This window comes from Lysinibacillus sp. EB106-09-02-XG168 (assembly GCF_058791475.1).
Map to the genome: position 1 here is coordinate 2,548,526 of NZ_JBYTDN010000003.1, position 17,916 is coordinate 2,566,441.

Genomic DNA, 17,916 nt, shown 5'->3' on the forward strand with positions numbered 1-17,916 from the left:
AAGTAGAACTCTTAAAAAAGACAATAATTTACAACAACTTGTATTTTTAATCATATTAAAAAAATTTTAAAAAGTCACTCATTTTATAAATAAAATTTTATAAATAAAAAATGAGTGACTTTTCATGTACTATTAATAATAGATATACATTCCTCAGGTTCTTTATCAAAAGAAAATCCTTTAAACGATACTGTTCTTAACAATCCTGAAAAATGAACAAACATAAAGAGGTTGCTTTGAAAAAGAATTGATCCAAAACATCCGACTGATGAACTTTTTTATAAAAAATAAGCAGACCCATTAATTAAAAACATTATGCATTATTCGAACTTAACACCTTTCTCCTTTTTCTTTCTATTTCTTTCATAAATGATTCTCCCTCAATATCTAAATTTGGTAGTAATTTATCTAACCACTTTGGCAAGTACCAAGAAGCTTTTCCCATTAAGATCATTATTGCTGGTACAATAGCCATTCTTACTACAAAAGCATCAAATATAACGCCAAATGTAAGTGAAAATCCCATTGCTTTAATTATTTGATCTGGAGCTAACATGAATCCAGTAAATACTGAAATCATAATCAACCCTGCAGCTGTTACTACTCCACCACTATCTTTCATTCCGGCTAGAACAGCTTTACGTGCATCACCGGTATGTGTATATACTTCACGCATTCTACTAACTAAAAAAACCTCATAGTCCATTGCTAACCCAAATAAAATTCCTATCACAATGACTGGTAAGAAGCTTAATATAGGATAAGCAATAGGAAATCCAAATAAATCAATTAAATTTCCATCTTGTATTACAAATACAGTGAATCCTAATGTTGCACCTAAAGATAGTACAAATCCTAGTACTGCTTCTAATGGAACTAGAATAGACCTGAATACTAGTACTAATAAGATGAATGAAAATCCAATAATTAACAAAGCGAATATTGGTAATGCATCACTCAGTTTTTGTGATATATCAATGTTTACCGCCGTAGTACCTGTAACCATTAATTTTAAATGATTGGATTTTTCCAAGGTCTTTGCCTTTTCTCTAATATCGTTTACAAGATCTTTTGTTTCTGAATCGGCTGCTCCTGTCTCTGGAGTTATAGAAATAAGATACAATTCTCCTGAAGGTCCAGGAATTGCTGGACTAACATTTTTTACATTTGATAACCCACTTAACTCTTCTATAGTATCATTTAATGCTTCTTGTGGATTGGTTGTTTCGCTTGAGGTTTTAGCCGCTACAATTAATGTTGAAAGATGGCCTGGGCCATAGGCTTTGCTAAGTAAATCATATGCTCTTCTTTCTGTTGTCTCTTCACTTTTAGAACCGTTATCTGGTAATGCGAGTTCCATATGGGAGATAGGGATAGCAATTATAGATAGAAGTACAATTCCAATAATCGCCACCTTCCACGGGCGTTTTGCTACGAAATTTCCCCATCTTTCGGGTGTAGTTTGTTTTTTATCACTTTTAATAATTTTGCTTATAAAACTATTCTTTCTATCTGGCCCCACTTTATGTCCCATCAGACCTAAAAAAGCTGGAACTACAATTATTGCAATAAATATTGCGAATAATACGCAAAGGGCAGCAGAAAGACCCATCATTGTTAAAAATGGTATTTTTGCAACAGATAATCCTATGAGCGCAACGATGACGGTTATCCCAGCAAACACTACAGCACTACCGGCTGTTCCATTTGCAATTGCTACAGACTCTTGGACAGAATATCCTTCTTTCCTTTGCTGTCTAAAACGGGTCATAATAAAGAGAGCATAATCAATGCCTATTGCCAGTCCCAACATTGCTGCTAACGTTATTGAAACTGAGGTAATATCCAAATAATTTGTGCCAATCATAATTAAAAAAATTCCTATAGCAAGTCCAATAACCGCTGTAATAATTGGCAACCCAGCCGCTAATAAAGAAATAAAAGTAATTGCCAATATAACGAAAGCAACAACTACCCCAATTACTTCTGTTATTCCTCCTATTTCCATTTCAGAAAATGAAACATCACCAGATAGTTCTGTTTGAATGCCAGCATCACGTATATTTTCGATGTTTTCTATAATATTTTCCTTTGATTTTTCCGATACCTTGTCTGCTACTACATTATAAGTAACAATTGCATAACCAATATTCTTATCTTTATTAAAATTCCCTAACTCTAATGGGCTTGCTACAGAAACAATATGACTATCTTTTTCTTTTATCACTTTCAATGTATCTGTAATTATATTATTAATCTCTTCAGAATCTAAGGTTTTATTTTCAGGTGCATTAAATACTAACTGTACTTGACTTGTATTAGTGGGAAATTCCTTTTTAATGAGGTGAAGGGCTTTTTCTGATTCTGATCCAGGTATAGACATGTCCTCAGAGAAATTTGACCCCAGGTTCATTGCAATAATTGCTATCACAAGGAGAATGAATAAAATATGCCATCATTCGCCATCAGCCGGGCCGCATTCGCATGAGCGGTTCGATAATCGCACTCGTAGGCTCTCTGATAGGCTTTCGTAGCATTTCAACATCGCACATAATGCATGCAAAAAAGCGACTGTCTATCATTCAGACCGTTGCTTGGTAGTAATTCATATTCTACTGTTTTTTGTGATTTTTGTGATCGCTTCTTGGGGCTGCCACGACTAGATATTTTCTTTTTGGGTATATCATCGTCCCAACCATCTTCTTTACGCCAACGCCTCAGTGTGCTTTCACTAACACCGAATTTGGGAGCAATTGCTTTAAACGTGACTTTACCTTTATGCTTACGATAATAGTCATAAGCTTTTTCACGATTGGTTCTAGCCATCCTTCATTAACACCACCTCCACATTTGTACTGTTATCAGCTAAATGGAAAAGTTAAAACTTTTTATAAATAAGAATTTCCCCGCTTATTCCATAGAGTTAACAATTTTAACTACACCATCCATAGTAATTTTTTTACTGCTCTCTTTATCAATCATAAAAGTGTATCCAAGTTCTTTCTTTTCAACTACGAACACATCAAAATCACTGTGATTATAATAAAGTAATTCATTGCCATCCTCTAAACGTATTTTTTTAGAAATATTTGAAGAAGGTGGCGTTTTGGAAACCAATATTTTAAAACGGGTACGCGGTGAATTCTCATCTAAATAAGAAATTTCTAAATTGGGTACTCCTGGTTTATTGCTAAAACTTCCCACAATATGTGTAAAAGTAATTGATGGAACACGGGTTGGAAGCTCTAAATTTTTTTTTAATAAATCTTCGGTTTTTTTTATTGCTTCATTAACCTCAGTAAAACCGTTTTCTAAATAAAGTTTCTTAACATCATACGAACCTCCTGGTTTAGTTGCTTTATCTTCTGCATGAACAAGGTTACTGCTCCCAATAAACAAAAAAACAAAAAGTAATACATATATTTTTCTCAATTCAAATTTCCTCCTATTTTAATTTATTAATTATTTTGCCCCCCAAAAAAGGATTTATATATTTCATATCAAATTCAATAATATGTAACCCGACATTTTACAAAGTAGGATATGAAATGAAATTCCTGTTAAAATACGTATTAGTATTTTTGCTAGCATTTGCTTTCTTTAATGTTAATGTCAAAACAGGTGTGAAGGTGGAGGAAAAATTTTTTATTTTACTTTGTAGTAAGGAAAAGTTACACAACTAATTGTGTTTTTTAATAATGTCTACCACCATTTATAAAGGGGAAATATATGTAATCAAATTTGCTCTCAAAACACTTCAAATAGTCATTTGTGTCACACATTACCTAGCCGCTTCCTCACACAATTTATAATGGGGATTTGAAGCGGTTCTCAGAGCAAAAGAAAAAGCCTTACCGTGTTAGGGATAAGGCTTCATCCTATCAGTCTTTATTTTTCCATCCTCTGACTGTACCCTCTGCTACACCTAAATGCTCACAATATCCTTTAATTTAATATCTCCATTTGTAGCCTTATAAAATTCATTGGCTTTATTACGTTTTGGATTTCTTGCTCTAGCCATATTTCATAAACACCACTTCCATTATCTTTTGTTTGTTTTGTAATCACCTAATTATGCTAATTGCTCTAAAAAAATAAAAACAACATCAAAATCGATGTTGTTTTTGAAATACCGTTTTCTATTTTCTTCCCAATAGGATACGTAAGAATTGATGGGTGGAAAATCAAAATGATTTCCATTCTTTTATCCTTATTATCCAGTTAAAAAACACTTTTTCTATTTATCACTAATTTATATACCGTAAAAATACAAATTCCAAAGATAAGAGTAGAAAAAGCCGGTAAAATCTTATCATTTGGTACAAATACGCTCCAAAAAGAATTCATAAATGCATGGTAAACGATACACATGAAGATACTTTTAGTTGCATTATAAATTATAGAATATATGAATGATATGGCAATTAACGTGATAATAAAGTAAATAAAGTTTCTTTGAGACTGGTTAGTGCCTGGAATGAACCATAAAGGTAGGTGCCAAACTGCCCATATTATGCTCACAATCATGGTACTAATAAATATCGAAAACTTTTTCTGGAGTGCAGGTTGCAAGAACCCCCTCCATCCAATTTCCTCAACTCCGCCACCAATAATCATCATTGGGAAACTAAGAACTGCCATGTATAAGGGTTTTTGCATCGTTGCTCCACCAAATAAAGTTGGCAAGTAACTACTAATAAAAGCCAGAACAATAATCAGATATACCATCCAAGATGATGTTTAGGGTTAACAATATTTTTGATATAAACACTAAACTCCTCATTGGATCTATATATTTTCTTTAGACTAATTCCAATGATAGCTGGCATAATACCTCCACAAATAAAAAACACCATCGCTAATGGAGTACCGAATGTAGTAATATTCATTTTTACTAAACCAATTAGTATCCCCCAAAATATCCACGAAAAAGAGAAAGTATATATTAAATATCGTTTAATATCATCAGTCATATTTTCACCTCCCATTCAATAATAATTCGAGAGGTAATAAATTGGAACAATTTTCTATAAATTTCACTCTCAAAACCACACCAAACTTTTCCCATCATTGCTAAGCATTTTGACTGTTTGATGCTATGTTCAAAGCAAAATAAAAACATCCTGAAGTATGTTAACTTGTTTTGTAGCTTTATAAAAGAACATTTATAATTTATTTGGTTATAATTTTCCAATTAGTTTAATAAATAAGTAATAAGGAGGTGATTATATGAAAAAGAAATTAGGCATTCTTCTTTTTGTTGTATCACTTTTAGGCTTAACATCTGTATCTACAATCTCTACTGCATCAGCAGCTGGTCCCAATTGTTATAAGGTAGGTTCGGTATGGATATGCGAATATTAAAGAATTGATAGATAAAGAAAATATTTATTTCTAATTTTAAACCACTTTTTAGTGGTTTTTTCTTTGTCCAGCCATATCTCATACAACACCACCTCCATCTTTTCTTTGTTTTGTAATAACCCCATTATGCTAGTTGCTTTGTAAAATAAAAAAGACGCTCAAAATCGAGCATCTTAAGAAATCATTAGTCAACACAGAACAGCTACTTACTTATACTCGCAGGGCATATGATAATTCATATAATCCTCAACATCATAAAGAAAACCGTACAGCTTTTAGTAACTTAGCGGTCCAGTTATTTTAACATAAGCATCTTGAACTGCTGGTGTGTAAAACACCGAAAATAACTTATGATCTTTAAAACGTTTCCTTGTTCGATCTAGACTATTATTTTTATATTCTTGTTCCAACTCTTTCCTAAGTCTTTGTAAGTTAATCCCTTATCTCTTAAAAAATATGGGCCGGCCGTGTATGTCTTGCCTCGAACAAGTTTATAAAGCGCAGGTCGGTCGTCGGTCTATCTTTCCCCAATATTTAGGATTTCATAAATACCAAGGGAAGAAAACCTTACCGCACCGACCTACCCCGAGTTTACATCATACTTTTTCTATCACAAAACACGCTACACGTTTTACATTTGTTCCTTTTGTTATATTTGTTCCAAAAGTTACATTTCCATTTTTATTAAAGGACCAATTAATGAAGTGCAATCGTTCACAATCTTTAAGATACTTCTTTACAAATCATTAATAAATTCCCATCTAGATCTTTAAACACAAAATAAAAATTATCCTGAATCTCTGTAACAAGTTCAACATTGTTTTCTTTCATAAATTGATAAGCAGCTTGAATATCATCAGTTAAAAACTGAATTGATGGAACTTGGTAAGTGGAAATATCACCATCTTCTTTTCTCCACTTTGGCATGGCATCTAAAATTAATCCAGCAGTACCTTCCATGGGAGCCACGAATATATGGCCAAAATATTCTTCTCCTCTTTCCAAACCAAGTATTTTCCTGTACCATTCTTTTGCTTTCTCTAGGTTTCGTACTGGTATAAACACACCACCGATTCGGTTTTTAATTGGTGTTCTGTAGTCAGGTGTAGTCACAAATACATCCTCCTTTAAAAATGCATTTAATACACTGTGGAATTCTATAATTTTTTATTATATCCTTTCTTATTTTGAAAATTAATTCAGAAAATATCTAAAAAGAATTTCTTGGTTACTTCATCATTTGTTTCAATAGTTGTTTCTGGCTCTAAAGATTGTCGTACTGGATAATTTCATATGTTTAGCAATCGCCCGCATACTATCACCATCTAGAAGTCTATGAAGAACCTCAATCTCTCTATCGCCTATAACATAAAGAATGCGTTTTTGCACCTCTGCAATCTTATGCTCATATTCCTTAATTCTGTAATTTAGCGAATATACACGACGCTGTACTTCTGTATATACCGGATCACTAGTTCTACCACTAGCTTTCGACAATGCTGCCTCAATACCGTACATTGCTGTTTTTGCCCGGATGTAACTATTATTATCGGTCATAACTACTGGCTGTCTTGCTTCCTGGTTTCTAAGATGCAATATTAGAAAGGAATCGTATATTAAAAGCTGAATTACCACGTATTAAAAAGCAAAATAATGACGAGGTCGAAGGAAACTATTTAACTCCTATAGAGTTAGAATATTTATTACAGTGTGTTAAACAATCTTGAGATATGTCTAGGTATACTTTAATTGCAATTCTTACAGCAACAGGAATGAGACGAGGAGAAGCAAAAGCATTACGGTGGTCAGAAATTGATTTTGAAAATAAATTGATTTATATCAACCGTACCCGCGATGCTCCTGGAGAAAGATCGACAAAAACACTAAATAGTATCCGGTCCATCGATATGACATATGATTTAGCATTACTGTTGGAGGCGGAAATTGTGCATCGAAAGAAAACTTGCATATGGTAAACAGCAACAGGATGACGATTTGGTCTTTGTCAGTACAACATGTAGACCTTTGAATCAAAATGCTGCCAGATTAACTTTGTTACAAAAGCATGAGATTTATGATGTAAAGCTAATCTCTACACATGGTTTAAGGCATACATTTACTACCATTTCAATTTCATCTGGCACACCACCTACTCTACTTAAAACATATGCGCACTCTTTCGCAGAAAAAGAGAAACAAGCTATACAAATCATATCAGCAATATAGTGAATTTTAATTAAACTCTTCAAAAGTGGGGCACCAACATGGTAAACCTCTCCCCCCTTTACTCATAATAGTTTTTATTACTTCTATACCGATACCTGTTAAAAATTCTTTTTTGTTACTAGTTAAATACTCTTTCAGCAATTTTGTATATTTTAACAATTTCAGAAATCAAATGAAGATATAGGTACATAGGTTTTCAAAGCAAAAGAAAAACACCCCGAAGGATGTTAAACTACATTAAATTAATCTATATATGTATTATTCGTTTATTTTGATTTCATCTTTATCGCGACTGCTCTTTTTTAAAAGCTCGATAATTTCTTTATTTTGTTCAACTTGAATATTGCTATTTACTTTTATGATTCTAATCCATAGTGTTATTGCTATTAGTAAAACTGGAAATAAAAACATAAATGCAGTAAAGAGATCTTCTGTCATTTCTCTATCCAACCCCTTCTTATTTAGGAATATTTTCATTATACACAAAGACCGAACGGAGATGGAAAAAAAGAGAAATTTTGATAATAAAAAGCCTTACCATGCTAGGTGTAAGGCTTTTTCCTGTGGTAAATATACTTTTGTTAAGTTAGCTCATTTCTCACACACGTTGAGCTGGACATGTTTTGTAAAGCAAAAAAGTGTTTTATTTTTATAGTGCATTTCCGCGCACTTTGTAACTGTAGTAAGTTTGACCGAATTATGGAAAGTGGACGAAGTTCACATAAAAACCCCTTCAGTTTTATTTGCCTTTTCCCTTATTTCTTAAAAAATATGGGCCGGCCAACAACTAGGTTTTGTATCCTTTATTTCCATTTTATTTTAAAATAAAAAGGCCACTAAGATAGTGACCCCTTAATGATAAATTTTCGGTCTAACTTTTGGGGTATAGTTTATCTTTAGTGGCTTTTGTTTATTATCTTCTACTTATTTCCGAGTTAAGAATGCAGTCAAATGCTCGAATTATTTCTGTGTCGTACTGGTTTTGTTGAAGTCGTTCTTGAATTATAGTTAATTCAACGTCAATGCAAATTCCGAGTTCGGTGCGCCAGCAAATACAACTGTTCCGTTCTTCGGCAGTTTTACTTTGTTATTACCACTCACAACAGTGAAATTGACGCATACCCCCTCCTCATTATACACCGCGAACGCACTATTCTCTGGCAACGCCACGGTCATTGTTTTCCCTGCTGCCGCTTGTGGGATTGTAAACCATTTAGCATTCCCATTTGCTTGCAGCGTTACTTTGGATGATTGGCTTGCATCCAGCGGTTTTACGTTGGATTCACTTACGTATAAAAATCCGGACATCTCCATATATTCATCGCCGCTTTCTGTATAGAAACGGGCTTCCGTCGTATCACGGCCACCCACCACAGGTATTTGGAGCTGATGCATCGCCGTGTTAGGGCCTGTAATTTTTATACTTTCCCAATAGCCCTCCATGCCTTCCTTGCCATTAATTTGCATCATTGGTGCGAAATACTGCATAGAACTAAATTTCTCATTAAGAAGATAGAACTTGACGCCTTCCCGCTTTGCCCATGCGGCAGCGGTTTCCTTCGATAGCACATTCTCTTCTAGTTTCTCGGCTACATATTGAGTAACCACTGCTTGCCCTAAACCTGGCAACGATGAATATGTGCTCTCCTTCATATAAGTTCGTCCATTCTTCTCTGTGACGAAATTGAGCTTGGCAGTACCATTCTCATTTATAAAACTTCCATTCGCAGTATATACATATTTTTCTTGTGGATTAGATGGTAAGATTAGTTCTCCAGTCTTCGTAATTTCTATTTTGAATTGACTGAAACTATTACCATAATAACCTGCTTTCTTCGCTACGTCTTGAGGCATTTTGGCTTTGATCGGCTTACCAAAAGATTTGTTCGGCTTGATATCCTTAATTGTGCCCTTCTCTTTAAGCGCGGCGAGCAGTAATTCATTCGCCATCAGTTGATTTATAATGCTACTACCACCGGATGACAACACAGCCACTGCCATCTTCTGTTCCGGAAGCACGACCAGTGAAGCATGTTGCAGTCCCGTGTCACCGCCTTTAGCCAAGCCCTTTATCCCATATTCACTGAATGGATATAGTTTCACACTATCCCAGCCAAGACCATAGTTGATAATATTATCTCCATCCCCCGGCCACATTCCTTTTTTATATTCCTCTTGCTCCATCGCCTTGACTGCCTTATCAGAGAGGATTCCTTTTCCCTGTCCCATAAATATTTGTGAGAATCGCACCAAATCTTCTGCTGTGGAAGAGATCCCTCCCGTACCAATCACATTCACCGATTCTGTAGGAAGCTGCCCTTGGTACATTGGATTATAAAGTCCAGCCCGCTTATCATCTTCCCATTTGTCCAGCGGCGTTATCGTATGATTTAGCTTTAAGGGTTTTGTAAACCGTTGATGGATAAATTCGGTAAAGCTCATACCACTTACTTTTTCTACCATAATCTCAGCTAATGTAAAGCCGTCGTTGCAGTATACAGAGAACGCCCCAGGGTCCGCCTTCAAATGTTGGTTGGACAATTGTCTCAACAAGTTATCATGGGCATAGGTATCATTATCTTTAAATAAAAATGAATTACTAAACGTACTACCTTGCAAGCCGGAGGAATGGTTCAACAGCATACGTGGCGTAATGCTTTTGTAACGCTCGTCTTTCATCTTGAAATCAGGAACATAGTGGATGACAGGAGCATCCAAATCGACTTTTCCTTCGTCGACCAATTTCATTACAGCTGCTGTTACATACATTTTACTGACTGAACCAATCCCGTATAGGGTATCTTTGGTCAGTGGCTGTTTCCCTTCTATATCGTTCTTGCCTGTCTGACCCGACAAAATAACTTTACCATTATCAATTAGAGCATACTGCACGCTTGTCGTCTCATAGGACTTCGTGAGTAGAGTAGCCTTCTCCGCCGCAATCTTTTTCAGTTCTTGACTAGCTAATTCTTGACTAGCTACAACCGTAGTCTGACTGCTAGAAGACGCCATCGCCCCTGTTGGTAGGCTCATCGTTAACGCTAATGTAGCGGCTAACACCGCAGATAGTTTATTTTTCATAAAAGAATTACCTCCTTTATAGATATACACATCCTAAAACAAAAATTAATGCCCCCACAATTAAAAAATTTTTCACTTTAACACCCTGCCTACTCCCTTCATAAAGAAATATTTACCATAAATAGAATATCAAAGTTTTATTTACTCGTAAATACAGTGATAGACTGATACCATGTTGGGCTTTAGACTTATGGTTGATGATGACTAAGTAAATTTTAAAAAACAGCTCGGCTAAATTAGCTTTGCTGGTCATCTTCTATTTTGCAGCTACAATACTTATCCTGTTAAGCCCTTTGTCCCAATTTATCCGCGGCTGGCGGCCTGCGCCAACTCAGTGAGCCACTTTCCTCGATTTCCTTTGGTTTTGGCAGCTATTTTCTTCAGCTTATTCGGTCCGCCCCGATTAAGTATACGATATGTTCGACCTCGTAATCCTGAAGGTCACGAACCTGATTTAGCAGCAGCATGAGATGCCTCTCATTTTCCATATCGGTTTTGATTTTCAGTTTCATAGAATCCGTGCTATGCAGCATACACTTCACTAGCGTAAGAATCGTTTCTGCGTTAACGCCTTGCCACTCGGCAAAAGCGACCGTGAAGTCGTTCTGAACGGACAGGTGTTCTTCGTCAACCATTGCCATATATTCTTCTACTAACGGAAAATAAGTCTGGTCCGCCAAAGAAGACCCGATAATTGTGTAGTTTTCATACGATGGAGCTTCATCAGCTATGTATCACGAAATAATTATAAGATCTTCAATCACGCATTATTTTTTATCTGCATGAAAGCTATTTGGAAATTGGTTACTCAGTTTAGGAAATAAGAAATAATTTCCCGGGTAAGCGCAAGAAATGACAAGTTTAGTCTTACATTCAAGCACCAAGCGTCTGATTTCGCCGTTATCCGCCATCTGCTCAAATATCTCATACGACAACTGCTATTAATAGAAATTACACGTTTTATATCCAATTTTTAATACAATAGAGGCATCATTTTTATCTGAAGCCTTTGCGTCAACATACTGTGACTGTAAGTAAAACCAGTATTCCAGCCCCCAAATAATAACTGTTCTTTACTGTTTTTTGTTCTACTAATTCTAATAACTGCGCAGATTGGTCGTCGGTCAGTCTCTTCTGGTAATTAATTGTTTTTATAAACACCACTGGAGGAAATACTTACCGCACCGATCTACCTCCTAGTTTGATTGTTAATTTATTTCATACATATATAAAATGTAACGTTTGATACAAATGACCACTTGCGCCATTTGATACATATTATGAAGCTGATTTTCAGGGATTGATGCTAAACTTTCAATAATACATAAAACCAGAGTTAATCTACAAAATGTAGAATCACTCTGGTGACGAAGATAGTAAAACGAACCTAGCTTTTATTTGTGGTCTAATATTATGTTATTAATTGTCTCATAATAATTTCTTCGCCGATACGTCCTATTAATCTCTCATTTGTATCTTCAAATCCTACTTTTAAATAAAGTTTTTGTGCTGGTATATTATCTTTGTCTACAACTAAAACAATTTCATCACAATTCGGAAATTCTTTTTTAACAAACTCAACTAGTAATGTCATTCCTTGTTTTGCGTAGCCTTTTCCTTGTTCGGTATGATTAATTGATAGTGCCGTTAATAACATAGCATTCAAATTATTAGAGTATTTCTTTACTCTCTCATTTGAATTTAGGAGAAAGAAACCAACTGGTATATTATCACTTAAAATAACAATACGATACTGTCCCTCATTAATTTCCTCAAATTTGCTTGGAAGTGCAGAAAATTGTTTTTGTTCCTCTGTAAGTATAAAAGAGTTCAATTCTTTCATATGTTCACTTAAAAAATGCTTTAATACAACCCTTTTTAATTTTTCCATAACAAAATTCTCCATTCGTTTTTTCTATACTTTACCACTTAATTAGATTTCGGTCATTATTATCTGAAATTTCATATTTTGTTATATTTAATTTTTTATTCCCTTACCTAACTCATATAACTACTCAAAAAAAGATTCTAATATTGAAGGTATTATAACAAACCACAATTTATTAACTGATTATTCACACTATTGATTAAATTCTGTAATTAGTTTATAGTTTACTATGTTAGTAAAATATTACATCGAGGTGTTACATGAAAGTTTTAGAACGTTTTAGTCAGTTTATTAGCAATACATTTGCAATTTGGGTGCTCCTTTTTGCAGCGCTTGCCTTTTTTATCCCTAGCGGATTTTCTTGGATTGGGGCGTATATCACGACATTATTAGGTATTGTGATGTTCGGTATGGGATTAACCATAACAGTTGCGGACTTTAAAGAAGTCTTAACTAGACCGAAAGATGTGGCAGTTGGTGTAGTTGGTCAATTTCTTATCATGCCAACTTTAGCCTTTTTACTGGTGAAACTGTTCAATCTTCAACCGGAAATTGCAATTGGAGTTATATTGGTAGGTTGCTGTCCAGGAGGTACATCTTCAAATGTCATGACATTCCTTTCCAAAGGGGATGTGGCATTATCGGTGACAGTTACATCTATCACAACATTATTAGCTCCAATCATCACACCTGGACTTATTTATTTATTCGCAAGTGAGTACATAGATGTTGCACCTAGTGCACTTTTTATGTCGATCGTCAAAGTAATTATTATTCCGATTGCATTAGGCTTCATTGTACAAAAGTTCTTTAACAAGCAAGCCAAAGCAAGTGTGAAAATGATGCCACTAGTTTCTGTAGTAGCCATCGTCGCTATTGTGGCTGCTGTAGTTGCAGGCAATCAACAAAAGATTGCTGAAACTGGTTTAATTATTTTCGCTGTTGTTGTTTTACACAATTGTTTAGGCTATTTAATCGGGTATTTATTTGGAAAGTTCTTCGGTATGAACTTAGCGAAAAAGAAAGCTATTGCTATTGAAGTAGGAATGCAAAATTCGGGCCTAGGTGCATCTTTAGCGGTTGCACATTTCTCTCCATTAGCCGCGGTGCCAAGTGCGATTTTCAGTGTTTGGCATAATATATCAGGTCCTATTTTAGCAACCATTTTTAGTCGTATGAACGATAAGGACAAGTAAATAAGATTCAACACATAGCATTTAAATGTTCAAAACCTTTGGAAATGGCTTTTCAGAGGTTTTATTTTAATAAGAAGCTTTCTTAAAGAAAACTTTGCGGTCTATTTATCTCTTGTTATATGATTATTGTATTAGACTCTCCCGTAAATACTTAAAGAGCTCTCAGACGAATCGTGACAGAGAATTACCCGTCAACTGGATTTTCAATACGTCTGAGAGCCCTTCTATTAAGTGCCAGTTACATTTGATCATGTAGGTTATGATTGTACCGAAGCGTTAATTTAACTAAAAACATCTACAAGACAATTTACCTGTGATTTTTCATTTTTACTTTCTATCGTTAACGTAACATTGCCATTAATATTTTTCTTATTCAGTGTTCTTTCAAAAGATTCATATCCTTCGATTGCTTCTCCATCTATCTCTAGTATAATATCTTCAGGTTTAATTCCAGCAGCTGCAGCTACCGAGCCTTCCTTCACCTGTAAAACCTTTGTCCCCCTCTTACCCTCGTTTGTTGTGTGTGCAATACCAATCCATGTTTTCCAAAACATCGAACGAATATCGGTGCCAGTTTCATAGACACTCTTTATATTTTCCAAAAATTGACTTGTGCCAAATAACATATTTTCCTTTGTAGATTGATTCATTTCACTAATAAAGGAAGCCTGATATTCTATATTCACTTTTACACCATCCCAAATTTCTTCTAAAGTCGTAATGGTTGTAAAATCCCCATCTATGCTCTGAAGTACAAAGCATTTCAATAAATCTATTTCTGTAAAAACACCCTCAGATGTTGCCCCCCAGCCATGATTCATATAACCTTTTCCACCTATACAAAATTCTATATCAGCATTTTTCGTATACCAAAGGTTTAAATGCTCAGGCTTAGTCAATGCATCCCAAACCTTATTCAAAGGTGCGTTAACACCAATTTCTCACTTTACAGAATTTTCATTTTTCTCCATCTCGAAACTCTCCTTTTTCAACATAATTTTTTAGACTTATGAGTTGATCATCAAGTAGTTCTCCGATGTATTGAATCATTTCAAGGTAAGCAATTTGGAGTGTGTCGAGATTGATTGAATGAAATAATTTTCTCCTCCAATAAAATATTCAAATGCTTCTTAATTGCTGGTTGAGAGATATCAAATACTTCAACTATCTGGTTTTGCTTCCTTGTTTAAGCATACTTAAAATATGGCGTCGCGTTGAATCACCTAATGCTCTATAAACATTTGGCATTATCATTTCCTCACTTTTCATATAAATATGAGCAGGAATAATATCAAGACTTTTCTGAAAATACAAATAATTATGCACAAAAATCAACCTTTCGGCTACTTCATCATCCGGTTCAAAAGTGAGCCCCATTGTCCTTTATTGAAGTAATTGAAAATCGAAAAAAGTTACTCATTATTTTTCAAATGAGTAACTTCACTTTGTTGAAAAAAGATATGTACAGGAATGCTATCCCTTAGCTTTCTCGTTCTATGTGTAAAATAGAAGGACATACATTATGTTCAACTACTTGACATAGTTTCATTCAAATAAAGAGAGCATTGCTATAATCCATACACTTATCACAAGTATTAAAAACCACCAGCCCATAAACTTTACGAACTTTTTTAAAAATGATTTCTTAATGAATTTTTCTGAAAAGGAACTCATCTTTAAAAAATCTTCAGTATTTTTTAATAACATGTAAGAAAAACTGCCGAAAATTAACGTAACCAATATTGCCATAATAAATATTGCCAAAGTACTTACTCCTAAACTTTAAGTTTTAAAACAAAACGTCACTTATTAATTATATTATTTTGTAACTAGATTTCCTATCAAAAAATTCCAGATTTCATCTAAAAAGAACACGCACGCTCTTGAATCAAGTTGAACACTTCCTTATATTTTCAAAAAACTAAAATCCTCCTTGTTATATATTTTCTAGGCCTTCCCATTTCAGAGCGTCTATATTATTACAATTTCCACAAAAAAATTCTGTTACATATAGGACAATCCTTTAAAAGAAACTCCAGTAAAATTCGTATGATTCGGTCGCAAGGAGCAAATGCTGTAGGTATGTTTAAAAATCCAAAGTAGTGAATTGCATTATTGCTTCTGAACAACTACATCACCTTCTATAGGAGGAAAAAATGAATATAAAATTACGGCTTAAAATAATGATTTTTCTCCAATTTTTTATTTGGGGGTCTTGGCTCGTTACATTCGGTTCTTATATGATTAATACGTTGAATTTTACCGGCGCGCAAGTTGGAATCGTGTATAGTTCTAACGGTCTTGCAGCCATTATTATGCCCAGTCTTATAGGTATAATTGCAGATCGTTGGGTAAAAGCCAATGTTTTATACGGAATACTACATTTCCTCGGTGCGATTACCCTATTTGTTGCGGCTCAAATTTCCGATCCTACGATGATGTTTTGGGTAATGCTCTTTAACTCAATCGTGTATATGCCAACACTTGCATTATCGAATACGATTTCTTATTTTAGTTTGGAGAACAAAGGCTTTGATATTGTAAAGGACTTTCCACCAATTCGTGTCTATGGGACAATTGGTTTTATTCTTGCGATGTGGATTATTAGTCTTGCCAAAATTGAATTAAGTAATATTCAATTATTTATCGCTAGCGGCTCTTCGTTAGTACTTGCCCTTTACACTATTTCTCTTCCGGCATGCCCAACTTCCAATGAAATAAAGGACAAGTCGTGGGTAAGCCTTTTGGGACTGGATGCTTTTGTTCTTTTTAAAGATAAAAAAATGGCTTTGTTTTTAATTTTTTCAATGTTACTAGGCGTTGCGCTTCAAATTACTAATACATTTGGTGATCCATTTTTACACGACTTCGCTTTGAACCCTGATTATAAAAATAGCTTTGCTGTTAAATATCCAGCTATTTTATTATCAGTGTCACAAATTTCAGAGGTATTTTTCATACTCACCATTCCGTTTTTTTTAAGTAAGTTTGGCATTAAAAAAGTAATACTCATCAGTATGATTGGATGGACATTACGTTTTGTATTCTTTGGGTATGGAAGCCCGATAGGCGGAGGATTTTTACTATTGTTGTTATCAATGATCGTTTACGGTTGTGCCTTTGATTTCTTTAATATTTCTGGAGCGATTTTTGTTGAAAAAGCAGTCGATCATCGAATTCGAGGCAGTGCTCAAGGATTATTTAGTACGATGGTCAATGGTATTGGCGCCTATTTAGGAGCTGTAATTAGTGGCAAAGTAGTTGATTATTTCACAGTTGAGGGTGTAAGAAATTGGCAAAGTATTTGGTTGTTCTTTGGCGGTTATACACTTGTTTTGGCCATCATTTTTGCCATCGTCTTTAAATATAACCATGACAGTAACGCATTGAAAAATGGATAATATCACCTCCACAAAAGAAAGAGCCTTACCGTTCATGGTATAAGGCTCTTTTACTGTAATGGAATTTCCCGCTAAAAGCTTAAACGGAATAACGTTTTCTCCACTCTTCAAGAGACATCTCATTAAAACTCTCCATATCATCTAGTCTCAATGGTGTAATTAATTCTAATGAATTACCATCCGGGTCTGAAAAGTAAATTGCTGCATGTGCATGAGGATAATTTGATAATACTAAAGGTTGATGTTCGGAAGTAAGGCCAAATTCAGTGCGAACTTCAACGCCAATTGAAGACAACCATTCTTTTACATGCTCATGATCTTCTTCGTCAATTATCAATTATGCCTCGGCATAATTGCGTCCGGAATCGGCTTTGTGCTTGCACAAAGAACTCCTTTCCGATTCCGTGACATCCGCCGGAGGCTTTAACTTCTTTCAGCGGGTGCTTGCACACCCGCTGAAAGAAGTTAAACTCTAAGTGTCGGATAGATGAATGGTATTTTAATTCAACGCTATCACTTTCCCATAAACCTAACCAGCTTTCTCCTTTAACGATCCAGAAAAAAGCTACCTTTCCTTTTTTGTAAGCGAGCTCCAACCCTAACTTTTGATAAAATACAATCGATTTTTCTAAAATTACTAACTGGTAAATGTGCTTCATATAAACCTTTTATCATTTCAATATTCTCCTATCTCCCCTTTATTTATGAAATAATATATAAAAACACATTTCATTTTCATCCATCTTTTGTCTGAAATTAA

Annotated in this window: 20 protein-coding genes and 2 pseudogenes; 6 read left to right on the forward strand and 16 right to left on the reverse strand. The window is 34.7% G+C overall.

Annotated features, from left to right (window positions below; all coding sequences use genetic code 11):
- Positions 1-313: 313 nt before the first annotated feature.
- The 3 genes from AC3WSO_RS13325 to AC3WSO_RS13335 all read right to left on the reverse strand — a co-directional run bounded on the left by AC3WSO_RS13325 (position 314) and on the right by AC3WSO_RS13335 (position 3,432).
- Positions 314-2,449 carry an MMPL family transporter gene (locus AC3WSO_RS13325; protein ID WP_492534352.1) on the reverse strand — a complete coding sequence of 712 codons (2,136 nt, stop codon included), beginning with the start codon at positions 2,447-2,449 and terminating at the stop codon, positions 314-316.
- An 89-nt stretch (positions 2,450-2,538) separates the two neighbouring features.
- Positions 2,539-2,826, reverse strand: coding sequence for a phage terminase small subunit-related protein (locus AC3WSO_RS13330; RefSeq protein WP_492531399.1), 288 nt, complete (start codon positions 2,824-2,826; stop codon positions 2,539-2,541).
- 84 nt (positions 2,827-2,910) lie between these two features.
- The gene (locus tag AC3WSO_RS13335) at positions 2,911-3,432 is read right to left on the reverse strand and encodes a hypothetical protein (RefSeq protein WP_492531400.1); all 522 of its coding nucleotides are present in this window, start codon (positions 3,430-3,432) and stop codon (positions 2,911-2,913) included.
- Positions 3,433-3,548: 116 nt separating this feature from the next.
- Between AC3WSO_RS13335 and AC3WSO_RS13340 the strand changes: the two genes are divergently transcribed.
- Positions 3,549-3,683, forward strand: a complete 135-nt coding sequence (locus tag AC3WSO_RS13340) for a hypothetical protein (protein ID WP_492531401.1) — start codon at positions 3,549-3,551, stop codon at positions 3,681-3,683.
- Positions 3,684-3,925: 242 nt separating this feature from the next.
- On the opposite strand, the gene AC3WSO_RS13345 is transcribed toward AC3WSO_RS13340, so the two are convergent.
- Positions 3,926-4,021 (reverse strand): phage terminase small subunit-related protein, encoded by a 96-nt coding sequence (locus AC3WSO_RS13345; protein WP_492531402.1) that lies wholly within the window; start codon positions 4,019-4,021, stop codon positions 3,926-3,928.
- 200 nt (positions 4,022-4,221) lie between these two features.
- Positions 4,222-4,973: pseudogene (locus tag AC3WSO_RS13350) on the reverse strand (CPBP family intramembrane glutamic endopeptidase).
- Between the two features lie 256 nt (positions 4,974-5,229).
- Between AC3WSO_RS13350 and AC3WSO_RS13355 the strand changes: the two are divergent.
- The gene (locus tag AC3WSO_RS13355; protein ID WP_492531403.1) at positions 5,230-5,364 is read left to right on the forward strand and encodes a hypothetical protein; all 135 of its coding nucleotides are present in this window, start codon (positions 5,230-5,232) and stop codon (positions 5,362-5,364) included.
- 723 nt (positions 5,365-6,087) lie between these two features.
- Here AC3WSO_RS13355 and AC3WSO_RS13360 read toward each other — a convergent pair.
- Positions 6,088-6,477 carry a VOC family protein gene (locus tag AC3WSO_RS13360; protein WP_492531405.1) on the reverse strand — a complete coding sequence of 130 codons (390 nt, stop codon included), beginning with the start codon at positions 6,475-6,477 and terminating at the stop codon, positions 6,088-6,090.
- Between the two features lie 132 nt (positions 6,478-6,609).
- Entirely contained in the window at positions 6,610-6,921 is a 312-nt protein-coding gene (locus AC3WSO_RS13365) for a hypothetical protein (RefSeq protein WP_492531406.1), read from the reverse strand.
- Between the two features lie 173 nt (positions 6,922-7,094).
- On the opposite strand from AC3WSO_RS13365, the gene AC3WSO_RS13370 reads away from it, so the two are divergent.
- Together AC3WSO_RS13370 and AC3WSO_RS13375 are read left to right on the forward strand one after the other, a co-directional pair.
- Positions 7,095-7,340 carry a tyrosine-type recombinase/integrase gene (locus AC3WSO_RS13370; protein ID WP_492531408.1) on the forward strand — a complete coding sequence of 82 codons (246 nt, stop codon included), beginning with the start codon at positions 7,095-7,097 and terminating at the stop codon, positions 7,338-7,340.
- Positions 7,309-7,590 carry a tyrosine-type recombinase/integrase gene (locus tag AC3WSO_RS13375; RefSeq protein WP_492531409.1) on the forward strand — a complete coding sequence of 94 codons (282 nt, stop codon included), beginning with the start codon at positions 7,309-7,311 and terminating at the stop codon, positions 7,588-7,590. The genes AC3WSO_RS13370 and AC3WSO_RS13375 overlap by 32 nt, the downstream gene beginning before the upstream one ends.
- Positions 7,591-7,848: 258 nt before the next feature.
- Here the strand turns inward: AC3WSO_RS13375 and AC3WSO_RS13380 are convergent, their stop codons facing one another.
- From AC3WSO_RS13380 to AC3WSO_RS13395, 4 genes are all read right to left on the reverse strand, one after another.
- Positions 7,849-8,028, reverse strand: coding sequence for a hypothetical protein (locus AC3WSO_RS13380; protein WP_492531411.1), 180 nt, complete (start codon positions 8,026-8,028; stop codon positions 7,849-7,851).
- Positions 8,029-8,598: 570 nt separating this feature from the next.
- Positions 8,599-10,671 (reverse strand): serine hydrolase domain-containing protein, encoded by a 2,073-nt coding sequence (locus tag AC3WSO_RS13385; RefSeq protein ID WP_492531412.1) that lies wholly within the window; start codon positions 10,669-10,671, stop codon positions 8,599-8,601.
- Positions 10,672-11,051: 380 nt separating this feature from the next.
- Entirely contained in the window at positions 11,052-11,312 is a 261-nt protein-coding gene (locus AC3WSO_RS13390) for a DUF6138 family protein (RefSeq protein ID WP_492531413.1), read from the reverse strand.
- A gap of 770 nt (positions 11,313-12,082) precedes the next feature.
- Positions 12,083-12,562, reverse strand: coding sequence for a GNAT family N-acetyltransferase (locus AC3WSO_RS13395; RefSeq protein ID WP_492531414.1), 480 nt, complete (start codon positions 12,560-12,562; stop codon positions 12,083-12,085).
- A 257-nt stretch (positions 12,563-12,819) separates the two neighbouring features.
- Between AC3WSO_RS13395 and AC3WSO_RS13400 the strand changes: the two genes are divergently transcribed.
- A complete protein-coding gene (locus AC3WSO_RS13400; protein WP_492531415.1) occupies positions 12,820-13,755 on the forward strand; it encodes a bile acid:sodium symporter family protein in 936 nt (311 codons plus the stop codon).
- A gap of 281 nt (positions 13,756-14,036) precedes the next feature.
- Here AC3WSO_RS13400 and AC3WSO_RS13405 read toward each other — a convergent pair whose 3' ends face one another.
- From AC3WSO_RS13405 to AC3WSO_RS13415, 3 genes are all read right to left on the reverse strand, one after another.
- Positions 14,037-14,675 carry a PDZ domain-containing protein gene (locus tag AC3WSO_RS13405; RefSeq protein ID WP_492531417.1) on the reverse strand — a complete coding sequence of 213 codons (639 nt, stop codon included), beginning with the start codon at positions 14,673-14,675 and terminating at the stop codon, positions 14,037-14,039.
- A 131-nt stretch (positions 14,676-14,806) separates the two neighbouring features.
- Entirely contained in the window at positions 14,807-14,923 is a 117-nt protein-coding gene (locus AC3WSO_RS13410) for a hypothetical protein (protein WP_492534354.1), read from the reverse strand.
- 377 nt (positions 14,924-15,300) lie between these two features.
- On the reverse strand, positions 15,301-15,519 hold the full coding sequence (locus AC3WSO_RS13415; RefSeq protein ID WP_492531419.1) for a hypothetical protein: 219 nt from the start codon (positions 15,517-15,519) through the stop codon (positions 15,301-15,303).
- Positions 15,520-15,911: 392 nt separating this feature from the next.
- Here AC3WSO_RS13415 and AC3WSO_RS13420 point away from each other — a divergent pair, with 392 nt between their 5' ends.
- The gene (locus AC3WSO_RS13420; RefSeq protein ID WP_492531421.1) at positions 15,912-17,156 is read left to right on the forward strand and encodes a nucleoside permease; all 1,245 of its coding nucleotides are present in this window, start codon (positions 15,912-15,914) and stop codon (positions 17,154-17,156) included.
- A gap of 79 nt (positions 17,157-17,235) precedes the next feature.
- On the opposite strand, the gene AC3WSO_RS13425 is transcribed toward AC3WSO_RS13420, so the two are convergent.
- Together AC3WSO_RS13425 and AC3WSO_RS13430 are read right to left on the reverse strand one after the other, a co-directional pair.
- Positions 17,236-17,493, reverse strand: a complete 258-nt coding sequence (locus AC3WSO_RS13425) for a hypothetical protein (RefSeq protein WP_492531422.1) — start codon at positions 17,491-17,493, stop codon at positions 17,236-17,238.
- Positions 17,494-17,623: 130 nt separating this feature from the next.
- A pseudogene (locus tag AC3WSO_RS13430) lies at positions 17,624-17,831 on the reverse strand (VOC family protein); the annotation flags it as partial.
- Between the last annotated feature and the right edge of the window lie 85 nt (positions 17,832-17,916).

What these genes read in the sequence shown, in the direction of transcription:
- AC3WSO_RS13330 (WP_492531399.1), bottom strand. Translation starts at nt 2,826, where the DNA reads ATGGCTAGAACCAATCGTGAAAAAGCTTATGACTATTATCGTAAGCAT.
- AC3WSO_RS13340 (WP_492531401.1), top strand. Translation starts at nt 3,549, where the DNA reads ATGAAATTCCTGTTAAAATACGTATTAGTATTTTTGCTAGCATTTGCT.
- AC3WSO_RS13345 (WP_492531402.1), bottom strand. Translation starts at nt 4,021, where the DNA reads ATGGCTAGAGCAAGAAATCCAAAACGTAATAAAGCCAATGAATTTTAT.
- AC3WSO_RS13355 (WP_492531403.1), top strand. Translation starts at nt 5,230, where the DNA reads ATGAAAAAGAAATTAGGCATTCTTCTTTTTGTTGTATCACTTTTAGGC.
- AC3WSO_RS13365 (WP_492531406.1), bottom strand. Translation starts at nt 6,921, where the DNA reads ATGACCGATAATAATAGTTACATCCGGGCAAAAACAGCAATGTACGGT.
- AC3WSO_RS13370 (WP_492531408.1), top strand. Translation starts at nt 7,095, where the DNA reads ATGTCTAGGTATACTTTAATTGCAATTCTTACAGCAACAGGAATGAGA.
- AC3WSO_RS13380 (WP_492531411.1), bottom strand. Translation starts at nt 8,028, where the DNA reads ATGACAGAAGATCTCTTTACTGCATTTATGTTTTTATTTCCAGTTTTA.
- AC3WSO_RS13385 (WP_492531412.1), bottom strand. Translation starts at nt 10,671, where the DNA reads ATGAAAAATAAACTATCTGCGGTGTTAGCCGCTACATTAGCGTTAACG.
- AC3WSO_RS13390 (WP_492531413.1), bottom strand. Translation starts at nt 11,312, where the DNA reads ATGGCAATGGTTGACGAAGAACACCTGTCCGTTCAGAACGACTTCACG.
- AC3WSO_RS13395 (WP_492531414.1), bottom strand. Translation starts at nt 12,562, where the DNA reads ATGGAAAAATTAAAAAGGGTTGTATTAAAGCATTTTTTAAGTGAACAT.
- AC3WSO_RS13400 (WP_492531415.1), top strand. Translation starts at nt 12,820, where the DNA reads ATGAAAGTTTTAGAACGTTTTAGTCAGTTTATTAGCAATACATTTGCA.
- AC3WSO_RS13420 (WP_492531421.1), top strand. Translation starts at nt 15,912, where the DNA reads ATGAATATAAAATTACGGCTTAAAATAATGATTTTTCTCCAATTTTTT.